Origin of the sequence: Alcaligenes sp. MMA (assembly GCF_020907215.1) — a bacterium.
GTDB classification, from domain to species: domain Bacteria; phylum Pseudomonadota; class Gammaproteobacteria; order Burkholderiales; family Burkholderiaceae_B; genus Alcaligenes; species Alcaligenes aquatilis.
In genome coordinates this window covers 1278597-1295665 of record NZ_JAJJPP010000001.1, presented here as the reverse complement: position 1 = coordinate 1295665, position 17069 = coordinate 1278597, and the positions used below count along the sequence as shown (strand labels likewise).

19 protein-coding genes are annotated in these 17069 nt (G+C 54.6%); all 19 read left to right on the top strand.

Translation table 11 applies throughout. From position 1 onward, the window contains the following. Positions 1 to 8: 8 nt before the first annotated feature. The 19 genes from LNA76_RS05865 (at position 9) to LNA76_RS05780 (ending at position 17050) form a co-directional block, all read left to right on the top strand. Positions 9 to 755: a hypothetical protein gene (locus tag LNA76_RS05865; RefSeq protein WP_230018368.1), complete on the top strand. Its 747-nt coding sequence runs from the start codon at positions 9 to 11 to the stop codon at positions 753 to 755. Between the two features lie 96 nt (positions 756 to 851). Next, on the top strand, positions 852 to 1826 hold the full coding sequence (locus LNA76_RS05860) for a major capsid protein (protein ID WP_230018366.1): 975 nt from the start codon (positions 852 to 854) through the stop codon (positions 1824 to 1826). Between the two features lie 46 nt (positions 1827 to 1872). Beyond that, positions 1873 to 2226: a hypothetical protein gene (locus tag LNA76_RS05855; RefSeq protein WP_230018364.1), complete on the top strand. Its 354-nt coding sequence runs from the start codon at positions 1873 to 1875 to the stop codon at positions 2224 to 2226. Positions 2227 to 2235: 9 nt separating this feature from the next. After that, positions 2236 to 2748 carry a DnaT-like ssDNA-binding protein gene (locus LNA76_RS05850; RefSeq protein ID WP_230018362.1) on the top strand — a complete coding sequence of 171 codons (513 nt, stop codon included), beginning with the start codon at positions 2236 to 2238 and terminating at the stop codon, positions 2746 to 2748. 1 nt (position 2749) lies between these two features. Continuing rightward, positions 2750 to 3130: a hypothetical protein gene (locus LNA76_RS05845; RefSeq protein ID WP_230018360.1), complete on the top strand. Its 381-nt coding sequence runs from the start codon at positions 2750 to 2752 to the stop codon at positions 3128 to 3130. Positions 3131 to 3320: 190 nt separating this feature from the next. Beyond that, complete coding sequence (locus tag LNA76_RS05840) at positions 3321 to 3524, top strand: hypothetical protein (protein ID WP_230018358.1); 204 nt, start codon at positions 3321 to 3323, stop codon at positions 3522 to 3524. Position 3525: 1 nt separating this feature from the next. After that, on the top strand, positions 3526 to 4581 hold the full coding sequence (locus tag LNA76_RS05835; protein ID WP_230018356.1) for a hypothetical protein: 1056 nt from the start codon (positions 3526 to 3528) through the stop codon (positions 4579 to 4581). Between the two features lie 439 nt (positions 4582 to 5020). Beyond that, positions 5021 to 5446, top strand: coding sequence for a DUF4128 domain-containing protein (locus LNA76_RS05830; RefSeq protein WP_230018354.1), 426 nt, complete (start codon positions 5021 to 5023; stop codon positions 5444 to 5446). 283 nt (positions 5447 to 5729) lie between these two features. Beyond that, positions 5730 to 6524 carry a hypothetical protein gene (locus LNA76_RS05825; RefSeq protein WP_230018352.1) on the top strand — a complete coding sequence of 265 codons (795 nt, stop codon included), beginning with the start codon at positions 5730 to 5732 and terminating at the stop codon, positions 6522 to 6524. Between the two features lie 12 nt (positions 6525 to 6536). Beyond that, entirely contained in the window at positions 6537 to 7028 is a 492-nt protein-coding gene (locus LNA76_RS05820; RefSeq protein ID WP_230018351.1) for a DUF4760 domain-containing protein, read from the top strand. Positions 7029 to 7210: 182 nt separating this feature from the next. Further along, positions 7211 to 7933: a hypothetical protein gene (locus tag LNA76_RS05815; protein WP_230018349.1), complete on the top strand. Its 723-nt coding sequence runs from the start codon at positions 7211 to 7213 to the stop codon at positions 7931 to 7933. 83 nt (positions 7934 to 8016) lie between these two features. After that, positions 8017 to 8433: a hypothetical protein gene (locus LNA76_RS05810; protein WP_230018347.1), complete on the top strand. Its 417-nt coding sequence runs from the start codon at positions 8017 to 8019 to the stop codon at positions 8431 to 8433. Continuing rightward, positions 8352 to 8771, top strand: coding sequence for a phage tail assembly chaperone (locus LNA76_RS18040; RefSeq protein ID WP_442778981.1), 420 nt, complete (start codon positions 8352 to 8354; stop codon positions 8769 to 8771). Before LNA76_RS05810 ends, LNA76_RS18040 begins: the two co-directional genes overlap by 82 nt. Before the next feature lie 48 nt (positions 8772 to 8819). After that, positions 8820 to 9281: a GNAT family N-acetyltransferase gene (locus tag LNA76_RS05805; protein WP_230018345.1), complete on the top strand. Its 462-nt coding sequence runs from the start codon at positions 8820 to 8822 to the stop codon at positions 9279 to 9281. A 286-nt stretch (positions 9282 to 9567) separates the two neighbouring features. Then, positions 9568 to 13005 (top strand): tape measure protein, encoded by a 3438-nt coding sequence (locus LNA76_RS05800; protein ID WP_230018343.1) that lies wholly within the window; start codon positions 9568 to 9570, stop codon positions 13003 to 13005. Next, positions 13002 to 13469 (top strand): hypothetical protein, encoded by a 468-nt coding sequence (locus LNA76_RS05795; RefSeq protein WP_230018341.1) that lies wholly within the window; start codon positions 13002 to 13004, stop codon positions 13467 to 13469. The genes LNA76_RS05800 and LNA76_RS05795 overlap by 4 nt, the downstream gene beginning before the upstream one ends. Beyond that, on the top strand, positions 13466 to 13948 hold the full coding sequence (locus LNA76_RS05790; protein ID WP_230018339.1) for a DUF1833 family protein: 483 nt from the start codon (positions 13466 to 13468) through the stop codon (positions 13946 to 13948). The genes LNA76_RS05795 and LNA76_RS05790 overlap by 4 nt, the downstream gene beginning before the upstream one ends. Next, a complete protein-coding gene (locus LNA76_RS05785) occupies positions 13945 to 14349 on the top strand; it encodes a hypothetical protein (protein WP_230018337.1) in 405 nt (134 codons plus the stop codon). Before LNA76_RS05790 ends, LNA76_RS05785 begins: the two co-directional genes overlap by 4 nt. Beyond that, positions 14327 to 17050, top strand: a complete 2724-nt coding sequence (locus tag LNA76_RS05780; protein ID WP_230018335.1) for a host specificity factor TipJ family phage tail protein — start codon at positions 14327 to 14329, stop codon at positions 17048 to 17050. The genes LNA76_RS05785 and LNA76_RS05780 overlap by 23 nt, the downstream gene beginning before the upstream one ends. The last annotated feature ends 19 nt before the right edge of the window (positions 17051 to 17069 follow it).

The window sequence follows — 17069 nt, the reverse complement described above, 5'->3', positions numbered from 1 at the left end:
GCCATGACGTGGCTTTGAAATCTTTCTATACCGAAGCAGGCGAGGTGCCAGAAAACCTCAAAGACCTATACATAGAAGCGGCCGATGGCCGCTTTGTTTTGGACGTCGAGGATATCGACGCGCACCCGAAGGTTTCCGGCGTGATTCGCGCCAACAAGGAAAACGCTGCCAAGGCCAAAGAGCGCTTGACCAAGATCGAGGAGTTGGAAGGCCGCATTGGTGCGTTGCCCGAGGACTTCGACGCCGACGAATGGGAACGCCTTAAATCTGGTGCTAAGCCTGACGAGCAGATTACGGCTTTGAAAGAGCAGCATGCCCGGGCGGTTGAGGGTCTGAAAGCTAAGCACAAGACGGACCTGGACGCCATGACGGCGCAGGTGGCCGAGCGTGACGGCTATATCGACGGGCAGACTCGGCGTGATGCGCTGAATGCGGCCCTTGATGAAGCAGGTTTTGATCCTGTCCATAAGCCGATGTTGTCCAAGTTTCTTGCCGATCAGATCAAAGTACGTCGCGAAGACGATGGTCAGCGTGTCGCTTTTGCAGATACCGATCTGGGTGAAGTCTCCCCGGTGGAGTTCGTGAAAGATTTTGCTGCCAAACAAGGCAAGGCGTATCTGGCCAAGGCGTCCGGTCCCGGCGCACCTGGAAGCCACGGTGCAGGGCAGCGCAGTCAGGCTGCCGGGAATTTTGGTGGTTCCAAAGAGGAACGCCAGCAAGCAATCGCTGCCAAGTATCCAGAGCTTGGCCGATAGATAGCTGCCCCGATGGGTGCAGCACCGCGCGAGGCGCGACAACACAAACTTAGCCGCCTCGCGCGGCATCCATCTTTACAGCTATAGGAGCTACAGATGTCTCTCTCTCAAATGGAAGTATTCAATAAGTACTTCATGCCAGCGACGATTGAAACGCTGGCCCAAATGGTCGATAAATTCAATGCCGCCTCCAACGGTGCTGTTGTTCTGACTACTGAAGGTTTTGAAGGCGATTTCGTGATGACTTCGTTCTTCAAAAATCTGTCCAATGCGCGTCGCCGCGTTGATCGCTATGGCACCAACAATGCCGTGACGCCGATTGATCTTTCGCAAGATAAGTTCGTGGCAGTGAAGATTGCTGGTGGTTTTGGCCCTGTGCGCTATGAGCCGTCTCAGATGACGTGGCTGAATAAGCCTACGGCTGAAGGTGTCGAGGTTGCCTCTCGCGCCTTTGCGGAGTTGCTGCTGCAAGACCAGCTCAATACCGTTATTGCCGCGCTGGTGGCCGCCATTGGCAATCAGGGGGCGGCCGCTACCGTGGATGTCTCTGCATCCAAGAAAGTTGATTATTTGACGGTGAACGAGTCGCACGCCTTGTTTGGGGATCACTCCAGCCAGATCGTTGCTCAGGTGATGGATGGCATTCAGTACCACAACTTCATCGCTCTGAATCTGGCTAATGCTCAAACGCTGTTCCAGGCAGGCAACGTGCGCGTGGTCGATATCTTGGGGCGTCCATCGGTTGTGACTGATGCGCCAGCTCTGTTTACTGCAGCCGCAGCGGAAGACCCCGCGAAGCGTCGTGTTTTGTCTTTGACTACCGGCGCGGCCTTGGTGCGCGATCCTCGCAACCTGGTCTCCAACGTGGAAACGAGCAACGGCAAGGAACGTATTGAAACCACGCTGCAGATTGACTACGACTTCACTGTTGGCCTGAAAGGCTATGCCTGGGATATGGCCAATGGCGGAAAATCGCCTACTGATTCCGAGATCGCTACCGGTTCAAACTGGGATCTGGTTGTGTCCAGCATCAAGCACAGCGCAGGTGTGATGGCTGAAGGCCAGGGTTAATCAGTTGAAGGGCAGCTTCGGCTGCTCTTCTTCATTGGAGGTTTGGATGAAAGTCATCTATCAAAAGCACCCGGTTACTCCAGAGCAGAAAGTGGAGCTGCGGTCTCAGGGCTACAAGATCATTGATGTGGCTTTTGCTCCGGCTGGTTACGAGCACCCGTTTACCCGGCGTGAGCAGACTGAGGAGCAAGCTAAAGCTGAGCTAGAAGCGAAGTCAACAGAGCGCGTTGAGGCTGAAAAGCTGGCGTCTGATGCAGCTAATGCTAATACAACGCTTGGGGATGGGCTGGACGAGCTAAACGCAGAACAGCTGCATGCTTTGGCTAAGGAACGCGGGGTTTCCGTTCATCACAAGGCGGGTGCTGACAAAGTACGCGAGGCGTTGCGTAAAACGGCGTAAGGAGCCGGTATGAAATATTACGGCTCTCTGGATGGGGCATTGGAGTATCACTCGATGTCGGCCGGTGGTGCCGCGTGGTCTGCTGATGGTGTGGCTGATGCCCAGCGTACAGCCGCGCTTGTGCGAGCTAGCCGGTCGCTGGATGGGCAGTATGGGGAACGTTACCCGGGCAAGCCCACGCAAGGCCGCGCACAGTCCCTGGCATGGCCAAGATCAGGCGCTGTCGACCATTGTGCAAATGAGGCGTTGCCCGACCATTCCGTACCGCTCGAGATCGAGCATGCCGCCTATGCACTCGCGCTGGTGGAGCTTTTGACGCCAGGCGCGTCTAGTCCAAGTTTTACTCCGGGTGCTGTGAACAAGCGTGAGCGCGTGGATGTGATCGAGCGAGAGCGTTTCGGGCCGTCTGACGGAGTAGCTCTGACGCTTGATATGCAGCGGGCGCAATTGGCAGAAGTTGAGGATTTGCTGCGCTGCTTACTGATTAATCGTGGCGCAACGCAGTGCATTTTGAGGGTGTGATATGCCAAGACAGGAAAAGGTGCCGAAGGTGCTGTTCAACAGCGCATGCCCTCTGCAGGACTATTACGCAGATGGTGAAGGGAACGAGTATTCAGTGGCTCGGCTGTTGGATGACGCGAAAGATTTGCCAGTTTTTGATTGTCCGTTAGCTGCTTTAGATCTATCGGGTCAGATTTGGCAGGGCAGCAGTATGCACGCCTTGGCTTGGCATGTGAAGAAGGTTTTCGACGCTGACCTTGATGCTCCTATCTTATTGGATTGGAGTGGCCGGGTGGCTGATGGTCGGCATCGGATTATTAAGGCCTTGGCGGAAGGACGGCGGACGATAAAAGCCAAACGTATGTCCTGGAAGCCTGAGCCCTGCCGGAAAGATGGGGGGTGAGATGGCCGACTTCTATTCAGACATGGCCAAGATGGCCGCTGACTTACTGGCCCCGACGAGCCAAGGTGGACTAGGGCAGGGGGGAATTAAGCTGACCCGTAAGATCCCAGGCACTCCGGACCCGAGTAAGCCATGGGAGCCAGTTGAGCCAACGACGCAGACGGAGCCCCTCCGAGGGGCCGTGCGCGGTGTGAGTAAGCAGCTTATCGGCACTGAGATGGACGGGACGGTAATTCTGGCATCTGATCGGCAGGCAATATGTACCGTTCCGACGATGCAGTACACATCGGGCGATGTTCTTTCTGTGGATGGCGTGCCTGTTCACATTATTGCGGTTGAAAAGATTCCGGCCGCCGGGGTTACGAGCGCGGTGAAATTCATTATTCGGGGCTGATATGGCCACACGTAGACCCAGCCGGTCGCAGGCACGCCTATTTGCCCAATTGATTGACCAGCTTGAGCCGGAGATTCATCGGGCCTTCATGGCCAGCGTCACCGACCTGCAAGCCAACGTCGATTGGCGGGCTTTGCTTGATGCGTTGACCAGAACGGACATCGAGGGTGCAATTGCTGCGCTCAATATCAATGAAGCGGCCTGGGCTGAATACTCGTCCAAGATGACGCAGGCGTACGCGCTGGCTGGTGCATCAACGGCAGCGCAGATCCAGGCGCAGGGACTGGGGGGCATTGGCACAAGATTCCGTATGACGAACCCCGGTGCTCAAGAGTGGATTCGGCAGAACGTCGCAAATCGTGTTGTCGGATTCTCCGAAGAGCAGACCCAAGTGGCCCGCATGGTCATTGAGGCAGGGTTCGGCATAGGTCAAGGTCCACGCAATATCGCAGTAGATCTGGCGGGCAGGGTGCAAGGCGGCTCACGGGCGGGTGGCGTGCTGGGGCTGGATGCTCCCCGTGCAGCACGCTTACGTGCAGTCAAGCAGGGCATGCGCACCGCCGACGGCGTGCGGGATTTGGTGATTGTCCGTCAGGATGGCAGGCTGGCACTCCGGTACAAGGTCAATGCAGCCACTGAGCAACGGATTATCCGGGCCTACAAGGCAGGAACGGCGGTGCCAGAGGCTGATCGTTTGATTAGTGAGCGTCAGTTCAGTAATGCGCTGTTGAAATCCAGAGCCGATACAGTGGCATCTACTGAGACAGCCAATGCTGTTATGTCGGCGCGGGATGAGCAGTGGCAGCAGTTGGTTGAATCCCAGGGGGTGGATGCGAATGCCGTCAAAAAGACTTGGCGTCATCGGCGCGGCAGTAAGGATGGCAGGCCTGAGCATATCGCTATGAGCGGTGTCTCAGTCATGGGACTGAATACACCGTTCGTAATGCCAGATGGTACGAGCATGCAGTACCCCCATGATCCAGTGGGTGGGGCCAAGCACAATATCAATTGTGGTTGTGATTGTACCTACCAACTCACATTCAAGGGGCTTGAGTAATGGCTACGTCATTTTCGGCACAGGTTGGCGCTTGGGCGGCTAAGTCCGAGGCGCGGCTTCAGGCCACCAGAAATCGGGCCATTGTCTTGCTGGGCGAGGAAATGTCCAGGACGAAGGAAGAGGGCGGTAGAGTTCCGTTTGAGAAAGGAAATCTAGCGAGATCGCTGACTGCCTCTGACCAAGCAATGCCAAAGACCGCAGAAGGCCCATTTTCCGGAAGCAATGTTGGCGCTGTAGCCGTGCTACTGCCGCTAACCCAGGCTATATGGCTTGGATATCAAGCGGTTTACGCCCGGCGCATGAATTATGGGTTTGTGGGAGCTGATTCTTTGGGTCGAGTCTATAACCAGGCTGGAAATCATTTCGTTGAGGGCGCTATCGCACAATGGCCTCAGTTGGTCGCTCAGGCCGCCAAGGAAGTGCAGAGCGAGGCCACAGGATGAGCGCAAGAACCGAAACGGCAATTTGGCTGGCCATAAAGGGCCGGGTTGAGTCGTTGCCCCTGTCCTATACCAAGGCTTGGCCAGGCCAGACCTTTGAGGTGCCGCATGCAGGCGGGCTGCCGCAGCCTTACTTGCGTGTAGGGCGAGTCACCGTGGCGCCAGTTCGGCAAATGATCGCGCCAGGCAAGCCGCATCGGCGCACGGGGGCCTTGATCATCACTCTGGTTTATCCACTTGGCCAGGACGTTTCAGCCTACGACCAGATCGCGGGAACGGTTGCAGATCATTTTCGTGACGGCACGCAAATGACCTACGGCGGGGTGTGTGTGTCAGTGACTGACTATCCACACGCCCAAGAGGGTTATGAAGAAAACGGGTTCTGGACTGTTCCGGTCCGCGTCCCATGGCAGTGTTTTGCATAGGAGATAACGATGTGCACAGATTGTGAGGCCCGGCGAAAGCTGGCGCGTGACGCGCTTTTTAAAGCGAAGTTAGGTGACGCCGCCAGTCATGCCCTCAAGGGTTTTGCTGAAGCAGCGGGTTGGAAAGAAAAAACAGGGGGAGTGGAGCGCCGAAGGGCCGTGGAGAGCGTGCCTAAAAAGCGTAGCATTCCAAAGAAGAATTCTGGTGCTTAGGGCGGTTCGTAAGATCTTGTGACCAATGGCTGATATGATGCGGACAGTCTTATTTGCCGATGAGTGTCATATGAACGAGTCAGAAAAGCTAGTTATCACCATCAGTAACAAACGTCCTGTTGAGTTAATCGACTTGGCGCAATCTATGTTGGCATTGGCTAATGAATATCGTCAGGTTTTGACCGATTCCGGCGAGCACAGTGATCCTGAGGATGTAAAGCTATATGTAAAGGAAGTGCGGACGGGCAGCATCATCCAAGAGCTTGTTCCGTTAGCGGCGGCATCACTCCCATTCATAGTGAACTACAACGCGGTGGCGGATTTTGCAAAACATCTCCGTGCGTTGACATCGTGGTTTAGCGCCAACCGATCGGTTCGTGGTTGGCAAGGGCCAATGCTTGAGCGGAAGAGCCTGCAGAATTTGAGTGCGTTAATTGAGCCGATTGCTAAAGACCCAGGCTCAGCGATGACTATCGATGCCTTAACGGTGAATGGAGACCTTCATGTTTCTTTGGTTGTGGGGGCGCAAGAGGCAGCTGCGATTCAGAACAATGTTACGCATGCGCTCAACGAGCAGAAGCACTCCGTGGCTGGAGAGCACCGGAACGTGGTGATGTACTGGTCACAGGCTAGGAATGACAAGAGAGCTAAATCTGGCGACAAGGCCGTAATTGAGAGTATTTCTAAGTCTGCGGTGAAGGTTGTGTTTTCCAGTGACGACCTGAAAAAGCGTATGCTATTTGATGTGGCGCACCCATTCGAGAAAGCCTTCATTGTAGATGTATGGGCTGAGACGATTGATGACAAACCAGTAATGTATGTGGTTCATGAGTTTCGCGGGCTCTTGGACCGGGATGAAGAGTAGATTTAGAAGCTTATGAATTTGAACGAATTTGGCGCACAGGACCTTATGGCTGTTTCGACTTTCATTGTCGTTCTTTTTTCCGCTATCGTGGCTTATCGCGCATTCTTATCCCAGAAACGTATTTCTGTAGCAAAAAATACCCTCGATTTTATGAATGGTGTGATGGCTCTGGATCGCACTGTTTTCCATATTGAGAGGACTATTTATGTAGCGCAAAACTTTAACTCAGATGACTTGAGGGAAATGGCACGGCCAGGCTTTAATGACGAGGATGGTTTTTTAAAAAGCATTAGGTTAGTGCTTAATTGCCTTGAGGGAATGGCGAACGGGATTAGACATGGGGTCTATGATGATAGTCTTCTGTATAGCTCGTATGGATCATTTGTAATGCTGACGTACTCGAATTTTCACCCTTATATTGAGGCCGTTAAGTGTAGAAATGAGAGCTACTATTCCAGTCTTGCGTTGATAAATACGAGATGGATGGCCAAGATGAGCAAGTAATTTTCTTTGTTGGGTGAATCGGCCAGTTTTGATTTTCTTCCGGCTTTGTGTTCAATCTCTCGATTTAGCCGCCAGTAGACGGCTTTTTATATCCGCACAAAATCTAACCCCAACCCGGCCAAGCGCCGGGTTTTCTTTTTGCCGCCCCGCTAATCAGCGGGGCTTTTTTATTGGAGAAACCCATGAGCGGTGGACTTTACCCGGTATCCGGGTCAAAGCTGTATATCGGCGGACGTGTAACCGCCAAGGGAACTGTTACTGCGGCTGACTTTGCAGACGCAACCTGGACGGAGGTCGGCGGCTGGGCCAATGCGGGCGCAATCGGCGATACGCAAGAGGTCGGTGAACAGGCATTGATCAATGAGAAGCGTGTGCGCAAGTTCAAGACCACTTTGAATGGCGGCACGATGGAAAACTCTTTCGTCCCTATGGCCTTGGACCCTGGCCAGATTAAGTTCAAAGCGGCCATTGCAGACTGCGTTCCGTACCAATTCAAAATTGAATGGGGCGCGGATTGCATGCCGTCCTCTGATGTGACGATCAGCGTTGCAGCTCCGGCTGTAGTCACATGGCCAAGCCATGGCTTAGAGGCTGGTCAGCCTGTTGTATTCAGCAATGAGGGCGGGGCTCTGCCCGCTGGCCTGGAGGCCGGGAAGATCTACTACGTCATTGCAGCTGGTCTTGCGGCTAACGCTTTCTCTGTTGCCACCACTCCCGATGCAGCAACCGGCATTGAAACGACTGCAGCCGGCACTGGAACGCACACTGCGTCCGCACCACCTGCAGGTATGACCGATATGTTTTATGGCTTTGCTCTGCCTGGTGCCCGCCAAGGCGGCGACGCGACTGCCGCGCACTTGCGCGCATGGTCGATAGCCGTCGATAGCAACATCATCGAAATCTAAGAACCCGCCATAGCGGTTAGGGGCGGGCGGAACAGGTCTCGCCGCTTGCCCCGTCTTGAGACCTGGGACCATAAGGATTGGAAATGGAAATCAAAGATCTGGTTTTGTCTGACGAAGCTCTGAAGGTGATTGATACTGGCGTTTGGGTGGATGATCTGGACGACGCACCCGGTGTTGAGTTGTTGGTGTGCGGCATCGGCTCCAAAGATGCTCAGAAGACTTTGAGCCAAAAGCAAGCGGCATTGCGTCTGAAGAATCGCGGCAAGCCCTTGAATGAGGAGCAGTTGGCCATGGCCATGCGCGAAACCCTGGCAGAAGTGGTTCTCAAGGGCTGGCGTGGCCTGAAAGATGGCGGTAAAGACCTGGCATATAGCCCGGAGCAGGCCGTGAACTTCATTACTTCCCGTAATGGCGAGCGATTCGCGGGCCTGGTTCTTCAGGCGGCTCAGCGCGTAGATGCAGACGCAAGCCTGTTTGTGGAGGAAGCCACAAAAAACTGATTGCCCGCCTGCGCTGGAGCCTTGATAACCCGAACGCGAAGAAAACCATTGAGGACTATGAGCGATTCGGGCAAGACATCCCGGAAGGCCTGATACCGCCCGATCTTCATGATGTTGAGTGGAGTTACTGGCAGGCTTTCTGGGAGCTTTCTACAGACAGGCAGGTGGGTATGGCGTCAGGCCCTGTGCCTTGGACCGCGATTCATGCATATGCGCAATCCGAGCGCATCACCGATGTGTCGTCCTTCGCGGGGATCATTCGGGCCATGGATGATGCTTATCTCTCGCACCAGGGAGGGGAAAGTAAGACGTTCACACGCGACATGCTAAAGCGGTGATTGATTCGCTGCTATGATTCTCCGTATTCATTTGTTACGGAGATGAGAATGGCATTAACTATTGAATGGTTTTCGGACTCAGAGACGGCAAGAGCTGAAGCTAAGAGTCTACTTGAGGATGATCCAGATAAGTTGTTCAAGGATTTAGGTAGTAGTCAGTTGAAAGATTCAGATTCCGTTGGAGCTGTGCTTAAGTTAAATGATGAGCCAATTGGATTTTTCGTAGTAAATACAGGACAAGTTTTTTTTGAAATATATAAACTATTTATAAAAGAGGACAGCCGCGGGAAAGGGTATGGTGCTGAAGCGGTTGATTATCTTATCAATTTGGGGAGGGATGAGGGTTTTCAGGAGATGGGCATTGAGGTGGCAGGTAGTGCTTCTTCTTTTTGGGAAAGGTATCTGAGTAACAGAGAGCTATGTTGGTTTCCTTTTCCTGGGAAGTTCCAAATACACCTTGATCATGATGAAAATGATCTGGATGCTTGCCCACATGTGGATTTGAAATAATATTCTCTTCAAGACTCAATATAAATAGCCACTTTTGAGTGGCTGTTTTTTAAATGATTTGAGGCCACTTTAACGTAGGTGGGAGTTTTTTTAGGTTGATTTTGGTGTGCTAGGGTACTGGCCGGTGATGTTCGGCTTTCTGGAGGGGCCGATGTTTTTAGCTTCTTTACTATGAAAGGAAAAGCGAAGGGCATGGACCATTTTGGTGTGGTCGGAAAGTAGCTCTGCTTACTGAGATTATGTTTATTAAACCCGCTTCGGCGGGTTTTTTTATGGGTGAGGCCTTATGGAAGTCGCCGCTTTAGGTTTGCGCATTGACGGCGCAGATGGGATTGAACGTGCTCGCGATGCTCTAGGCGGTTTCACCAAGGCGAGTGAAGGCGCTGAGCGTTCTACAGAGAAGCTTGGCACGGGTGGCCGGAAGGCAGCAGAAGGAATCAGTGAGGCTGATAAAGCCGCTGCCAGGGCTAGCAAAAGCTTGGCGACCATGTACACAGATGCTACGCGCACTGCAAAGGGCTTGGTTGGTTTGTTTGCGCTTCGCCAGCTTCAGCAGTTCGCCGATGGTTGGTCTGATTTGCAGAGCCAGGTGGGCGCGGCAACAGGCGATATGGAGGGCGCGGCGTCCTCTATGCAGCGACTGACGGATATGGCGAACGCGTCATATTCACCGCTTCAGCAGACCGTTGGTGTCTACGCGAGAAACGTAGCGACATTCCGTGATCTGGGCCGTAGCGCGTCCGAAGCCGCTGATTTCACTGAGGCAGTGAACCATGCTCTGGTGACAACTGCCACGCGTGGGCAGGATGCAGATGTGGTGATTGGTTCGCTTTCGAGGTCTCTGGCAACAGGCAGGCTCGATGCCCAGGCATTCGAGACGATAGTCTCGCGTAGCCCACGAATCCTGAAGGCAATGGCCGACCAGATGGGAGTTACCACCAGCGAACTGCGTAAGCTTGCAGTGGAAGGGAGGGTTACAAGCGATGTTATTGCGACAGGTATGGTTTCATCGCTAAGCCGTCTGAGCGAAGAGGCCGCGTTGATGCCAGCCACTCTGACTGATGCGTTTGTGCGGGTACAGAACAACCTAACTGAGTTTGTTGGCAAAATCGATAAAGCATCAGGCGCCTCAGGAGCGCTAGCAGAGGCTGTGCTTGGCTTTGCTGATGGAATACGCAAAGCTGGTGATTACGTGTTGGCATTTGGGGCTTGGGCGGGTCCTGCTTTTGATGTCTTGGGAACGGCCTTGGTAGCAGTGGGGAAGTATGCCGACGTTGCTGTTGTGGCTCTGTCTGGGTTCTATGCGCCTGCGCTTATCGGTGGAATCGTAGCCCTCGCTCAATCGTTGAAGGTGGGGTTAGTTAGTGGCATTAACGCGGTCACAGCGGCTATTGCAACCAACCCTATCGGCGCGGTTGTGGCCGTGCTGGCCGCCGCTGGGTACGCCATGTATTCAGCGTTCTCTGAGGCGAAGAGCGGGGCTGATGCTCTAGCTCGTACTGTAGAAGATCTGAAATCACCGCTCAGCTCGGTGGTAGAAAGCTTTAATAAACTCAGCAAGGATCAGCAGGCAAGCAAACTTGTTGAATACACAAAAGCGTTTGAAGAGGGAACAAGAAAGGCAGACTCAGCATTTTCTGATCTTATTGCGAGCGTTAGCGGCATCAATCTTCTTCGATTTGGCGTCCCTGTTGCAGAGTTGGATTTGGTTATTGATCGCTTGTATGCTGCGCGTGCAAGCGGTGAGTCACTATCCCCAATTTTGAATGACTTTGCCACTCGGTTTGGCATCCCTCGTAGCGCCCTTGACGAGTGGGCAACTTTTGCGGGAAATTTTGATGAGCTAAAACAAAATGCGCAAGGCGCGAAGAGTGTCCTAGACGCCGCAAATCGGTCACTGAGCATTCTTTCAACCACCTCGAATAGCTTTGCTTCTGGTATCGAGAAATGGGACGAGTACCTTAAAAAACTGACTGACGCCCGCGACGTTATCGGCATGAGCGCACGTCAACTAGGCGTGTTTGAAGCAGCTCAGGCTGGCGCTAATTCCGTTCAGCAAGAAATGGCCGGGATTGTTACGTCTCAGACAGATGCTTTCAAAAAGCTGCAAACCGCGATTGAAGGTAAGGACACGAAAGCCGCCGAGGCCGCCAAAAACAATATTCGGGCATTAGATGTAGAGCGGCAGAAGGTGGAGCTGCTGGCCATCAAAACCAATGCGCTGATTGCCGCAACCAATGCGTTCGCGCGCGGGGAAGTGTCGGGCGATGTGGCAAGTGGTATTTTGCAAAACATGCTCGCTGGCTTTGCTCAAGCTGAAGCTGCAATTAAGGTGAGCAAGGAGGCCGAGGCGCAGATCACCAACATCTACGCTAACGCTGTGCCGCGTACGACAGGCGGTGGCGGAGCCTCCAAAGGGGATGAGCTCAAGAATGTAATCAAGCAGCTCACGCTCCAAAAGGGCGCTTTAGGCATGACGGCTGAGCAGGCTGCCCGGTACGAGATTGAGATGGCCAAGGGCTCGGAGACAGACCGTAAACGAGCCTTGACGCTGTACGACCAGATCCAAGCCTGGAATGAAACTGAGAAGGCTATGCAGGCGGCGATTGATTCCAGTCGTCAGTACCTGGCTTTTCAGCAGGAAATGGATGTATTCCAGCAGAAGTTGAATCTGGAGTCGGCTGGTGTTGGGATGGGCGATCGCCAGCGTGAGATGGCCCAGGCCGATCTCGCTATCCGTCAGGAGTATGCCCAGAAACGTCTTGATCTGGAGATGGCCCAGCAGGTCAAAGAAACCGCGCTTACTCAGGAGCAGTACCAGTATCGTCTAGATTTATTCCGGCAGTTCGAGGAACAGAAGCTGGCCGGCTTGCAGCAGTCGGCAGAAGCGCGAGCCATAGCCGAGGCTGATTGGACGAATGGTATGTCCAGGGCATGGGACAACTTTGCCACCAAAGCCCAGGATATTGCAGGCCAGACCGAAGAGATCTTTACCGGGATGCTGAGCAGCTTTTCTGTCGGATTTGGCAATGCCTTCGAGAAAATGGTTTTCGATTCCGAGAACCTTGGCGACGCTATGCGCAACGTGGCCCAAGGCATGGCGAGGGCGGTTGTCAATGCCTTGGCTCAAATGGCGGCCCAATGGCTGGCTTACCAAGCCGTGCAATTGATTGTTGGCAAAACCACCCAGGCGTCTGGTGCTGCGGCGATTGCGGCTAATGCGCAAGCTACGGCGCTGCAAGCGGGCTTGGCGGCTTTTGCAAGTACCGCCGCTATTCCTGTGGTCGGCCCTGCTGCTGCGCCTGCTGCGATGGCTACCGCATTAACGATTGCCACTCCTTTGGCGACTGCAGTGGGCTTAACAGCAATGGCTGGTATGGCGCACGATGGTATTGATTCTGTCCCACAGGCCGGGACATGGCTGCTGGAGAAGGGCGAGCGGGTTACCACAGCCAAGACTAGCGCCCGGCTTGACTCGGTTCTGGAGCGTATTGATGCACGTCAGCGCGGCGCTCGATCGTCTGGGCAGCCAGAAGATTCGCGCCCCTCCCGCGGGATGGTGATTAACGTCATTGAGAATCCAGACCGCGCTGGGCAAACGGAGGTTCGTCAAAATGAGTATGGGGACGAGGAAGCCGATGTGTTTGTGGCGGATATCTTCGGTGGCGGAAAGCGCGCTCAGAGTATGGAGCGAGCTTATGGATTACGGCGGGTAGGGACATGATTCATACAGATATTAACTATCCAGAGGGTCTGCCCTGGCCCGTCCGTGATGGCTACGGAATAAAACACACTCAGCCTTTCCAACGAACGCAGATGGAAGGTGGTCGGGCTCGCCAACGCAGGAGATTCAGCTCGGTCCCTACAACCGTCAATGTGAACTGGATCTTTAATGGCGATAACGAGGCCGCACTGTTTGAGGCTTGGTTTCGGGACGCTATTAAAGATGGGGCTGAGTGGTTTAACTCGCCGCTTAAAACCCCGGTTGGTGAACAGCACTATGTGTGCCGCTTCGTCTCCATGTATACCGGCCCCGATCCGGAGGGGATGTGCTCCTGGCGTGTGGGCGCCACCTTGGAGATATGGGAGCGACCACTTATGCCGCCAGGCTGGGGCGAATTTCCCGAGCTCGTTCTTGGGTCGAGCATCATCGATATTGCACTTAATCGGGAGTGGCCAGAAGCATGAGTGCCTTAGAGATTGTGTATGCCAGCGCTCCGACCGATGCGATGTTGCTTTATACGCTGGAAGTGTCCGCGCCTAGTGTGACCCCGGTGCGGATTGTTCAGGGGTATGAAGATCGGATGCTGGGAGTAGATGGTCAACTGGTGTTGTTTGAGGCGGCAGCAGTGGAATTGTCGCTGCCTTCGCGTAACGCCTCTGGGCAGCAGACTTTGCGGTTTGGTATTGCCGGGGCCAATGACCGCATTCGGCCTATTGTCGATGCGATGCTTGAATCCGGGCAGATGGTGACACTGACAAGCCGGACGTACTTTGCCAGCGACATTACGGCGCCGGCGGAGAGGCCGTATGTCATGGCTGTGCTAAGCGGGCAGTTTGAAAACGGCACGTTTGTGGCTGAGGCCAGTTACTACGACCTGCTCAATACCGCTTGGCCGCGAGAGCGCTACACGGCTGAGACGGCACCGGGGATTCAGTGGCTATGACAATTGATGACTTTCTGCGTACGCGGTACAAGCCGTTTGGCCGCACCGCTCCGGAGCTGGACTGCTGGGGGCTGGTCAGGCTGACCAGAGCCTCGCTGTTTGGCGGAGCCATGCTGCCCAGCTATTCGGAAACTGACCCTGACGATAAAGCAGGTCTGACTAAGGCGGCCAGCGAAGTGCGTGAGCAGGGTGGGTTCGTAGAAGTGCAGCCAAGGCCCGGCGCCATCGCCACCGGTTGGCGCGCACGGCTGTGCGTCCATGTCGGGATTGTCGTAGAGGCAGACGGCAGACTCTGGGTGCTGGAAACAGACACCGGAACGGGCCCCACGCTCACCAAAATCAACGCTTTTGAGGCCCGCTACACGCGGGTTATTTTTTATGACGATCAGAGTATTTCTTAGCGGGACGTGTGAACAGCCCTGCGAGACGCACGAATGGACCGGCACTTTAGCCGGTTTTTTTGCGTCCAAAGGTTTGGTGTACACGCTGGCTGAGCAGCCCAGGTCGCACGTAACGGTCAATGGCCAGCCGCTGCCGATGATCGAGTGGGCCGATCGTTACCTGGCTGCTGGTGATGATGTTGAGATGCGCCTGATTCAGCATGGAGGCGTATTCTCGGGCCTGGGCAAGCTGCTGGGTAGCATCTTCAACTTCGCGTTCGGCTGGTTGATGCCAAAGAGCAGCAGTCAGAACTACGGCTCCCCGGAACAGGGCCAGCGTCTTGAGACTACGTCCGCTAAAGCAAACCAGGCAAAGCTGGGCGATGTCGTGCCCGAGCTGGCTGGCCGGTTCCGTCGCTACCCTGATTACCTGACGCCGCCGCGCCGACGTTTCGTGAACTGGCGCGAGCAGTGGTTGGAGTTCCATGCGTGTATCGGCCCTGGCCAATACCAGATCAATGACGCGGACGTGAAAGTAGGGGACACGCCGTTCTCTGCTTTGGGCGCTGACGGCTCCTATGCCATCTACGGTCCTGGCGCTGATCTTTCTGGCACGTCCACACATGAGCATTGGCACACAGTCCCTGCAGTCGGCGGTACGTCTTCTGGCACGGCAGGTCTGGAAATGTCCACGGAGATGGCAAACCGGGAGAGCACGCAGCCAGCAAGCTATTCGTTTGATGGCAGCTATATCTGGCGCTCTTCTGAGAGCGAGTACCCTCCAGGCTGGGGGGCTGGAACATTGGTCAATATTCGTTTCCCGCAGCAATTTGACGTTTCACGTCCAGCATTGCCATTCCCAAATGCTCAGCGCAATCGGTTCACCGGCGCTTTCAAGCATCTTATGCCGATTGGTGGGCTAGGTTCTGTTTCGCTGAGCATGGAGTTCTCTGGTCAGCTATACAGCGTTGTGGTCGGCTCGATGGATTTGGATGAAAACGGAGATGGCTGGATCGAATTGGTATTTCCACGTGAAGACCCGGAAGACCCGGTGAACTGGGTCAATTTCGTTCCGCTTGGCCAGCAGACGATCATTTTCCAATTGTCTCCTGTGCCACGCTACGCCATTCAACAATACTCTTCTGACAATATCGTTGTTTGGCGTTTGTTGCCCAACGGCCAGAACGATCCTAATTGGAAGGGCTTTCCGCAAGTGACCTCCTCCGAGGCGACCGTGACGTTCAACGGCGGCACAGTGTATGGCGAGTGGAGTAGCGAGTTTGTAGCCACGCCTGGTAAAGAAACGACGACCGCTATCGAGATCGACTTTTTCTTTCCGAATGGACTGGGGTACATACGCGATAACGGTGATGTCACTACTCAAGGACTGGGCATCGAAATTCAGTACCGGAACGCTGACGGCGGTCCTCGCACGACGATCAGTAAGTGGTATGAGAACTGGACGCTGGATCAGATCGGAGTTACCGAGTCGATCAGTGTTCCGCAAATGCGGCCGTCTGTGCGCGTTCGGCGGGTGGGAGCAAGCGGCACGTCCACACAGGTCAAAGACACAATCCAGTGGTACGGCCTGAAAAGCCGTCTGCGGACGCGAACAAGCTACCCGCGCTGGACTACGATGGCAGCTTGGCTGCGTGTCGGCGGACGCCTGGGTGCGCAGTCGGAAAATCAGATTAACGTGGTTGCGACGCGAATCCTGCCAGTTCTGCAAAGTGACGGCACTTGCTCTGCTCCGCAGCCAACGCGGGACATCTCTGCATTTGCTCGCTATATCACCGGCTCAATTGGTTACTCGGATCTGAATCTGGATACCGACGAGCTGAGGCGCTTGGATGCGATTTGGAAGGCCCGAGGTGAAACGCTCGACCATGTATATGACCTTACGACAGCTCAAGATGCCCTGAAACTTGCTTTTCGGGCCGGTTTTTCTGAGTTGACTGTGTCACATGGCCTGATCCGCCCAGTTCGCGATGATGCGCGCACCCAGTTCGAGCAAAGCTACTCACCGCTGAACATGACAAAGCCATTGCGTGAAAGCGTGAACCCTCGCAAACCCATGGACCCGGACGGGGTGGAGGTCGAGTACATCGACGCGGAGACCTGGACGTCAATGACGGTGAAGTGCCTGCTTCCAGGGGATCAGGGGTTCAAGCTGGAGAAACTGAAACTCGATGGCGTGACGGACCGAGTCCGGGCCTGGCGAATCGGTATGCGCCGACGCCGGGAGCAGGCCTATCGAAACCGTGAGTACAGCTTTGGCACAGAAATGGACGCATTCAACAGCGAGTACCTGTCTTATGTACCGTTGTTTGATGACGAGCCAGGCAATGCACAGATGGGCCTGCTGACTGATATCGGCCCAGTCTCTGGTGGTGCATTGCTGCGCATCAGTGAGCCTTTGCGCTGGGTTGCCGGTGCGCCGCATTCCGTGGGGTATCGAACACCAGAGGGCAAGTTTGTTGGTCCGTTTGTGGCGTCTCCAGGGCCTGATGACTTCTCGATCATTGCCGACATTCCGCAGCCCTGGCCAGAAGTCAGCCTGAAACAGGAGCTTCCACACATCTATTTTGGCCTGACGTCTGATTGGATAAAGCCAGCTCTGATCACGAACATCCAGGCCCGTGGCACCGACGCTACGGACGTGACCGCAACAAATTACGACGTGCGTGTGTACGCCGATGACAACAACAATCCGCCGGAGTAACCCCGGCACCAGCATCAAT

What these genes read in the sequence shown, in the direction of transcription:
- LNA76_RS05860 (WP_230018366.1), top strand. Translation starts at nt 852, where the DNA reads ATGTCTCTCTCTCAAATGGAAGTATTCAATAAGTACTTCATGCCAGCG.
- LNA76_RS05855 (WP_230018364.1), top strand. Translation starts at nt 1,873, where the DNA reads ATGAAAGTCATCTATCAAAAGCACCCGGTTACTCCAGAGCAGAAAGTG.
- LNA76_RS05850 (WP_230018362.1), top strand. Translation starts at nt 2,236, where the DNA reads ATGAAATATTACGGCTCTCTGGATGGGGCATTGGAGTATCACTCGATG.
- LNA76_RS05845 (WP_230018360.1), top strand. Translation starts at nt 2,750, where the DNA reads ATGCCAAGACAGGAAAAGGTGCCGAAGGTGCTGTTCAACAGCGCATGC.
- LNA76_RS05835 (WP_230018356.1), top strand. Translation starts at nt 3,526, where the DNA reads ATGGCCACACGTAGACCCAGCCGGTCGCAGGCACGCCTATTTGCCCAA.
- LNA76_RS05830 (WP_230018354.1), top strand. Translation starts at nt 5,021, where the DNA reads ATGAGCGCAAGAACCGAAACGGCAATTTGGCTGGCCATAAAGGGCCGG.
- LNA76_RS05825 (WP_230018352.1), top strand. Translation starts at nt 5,730, where the DNA reads ATGAACGAGTCAGAAAAGCTAGTTATCACCATCAGTAACAAACGTCCT.
- LNA76_RS05820 (WP_230018351.1), top strand. Translation starts at nt 6,537, where the DNA reads ATGAATTTGAACGAATTTGGCGCACAGGACCTTATGGCTGTTTCGACT.
- LNA76_RS05815 (WP_230018349.1), top strand. Translation starts at nt 7,211, where the DNA reads ATGAGCGGTGGACTTTACCCGGTATCCGGGTCAAAGCTGTATATCGGC.
- LNA76_RS05810 (WP_230018347.1), top strand. Translation starts at nt 8,017, where the DNA reads ATGGAAATCAAAGATCTGGTTTTGTCTGACGAAGCTCTGAAGGTGATT.
- LNA76_RS05805 (WP_230018345.1), top strand. Translation starts at nt 8,820, where the DNA reads ATGGCATTAACTATTGAATGGTTTTCGGACTCAGAGACGGCAAGAGCT.
- LNA76_RS05800 (WP_230018343.1), top strand. Translation starts at nt 9,568, where the DNA reads ATGGAAGTCGCCGCTTTAGGTTTGCGCATTGACGGCGCAGATGGGATT.
- LNA76_RS05795 (WP_230018341.1), top strand. Translation starts at nt 13,002, where the DNA reads ATGATTCATACAGATATTAACTATCCAGAGGGTCTGCCCTGGCCCGTC.
- LNA76_RS05790 (WP_230018339.1), top strand. Translation starts at nt 13,466, where the DNA reads ATGAGTGCCTTAGAGATTGTGTATGCCAGCGCTCCGACCGATGCGATG.
- LNA76_RS05785 (WP_230018337.1), top strand. Translation starts at nt 13,945, where the DNA reads ATGACAATTGATGACTTTCTGCGTACGCGGTACAAGCCGTTTGGCCGC.
- LNA76_RS05780 (WP_230018335.1), top strand. Translation starts at nt 14,327, where the DNA reads ATGACGATCAGAGTATTTCTTAGCGGGACGTGTGAACAGCCCTGCGAG.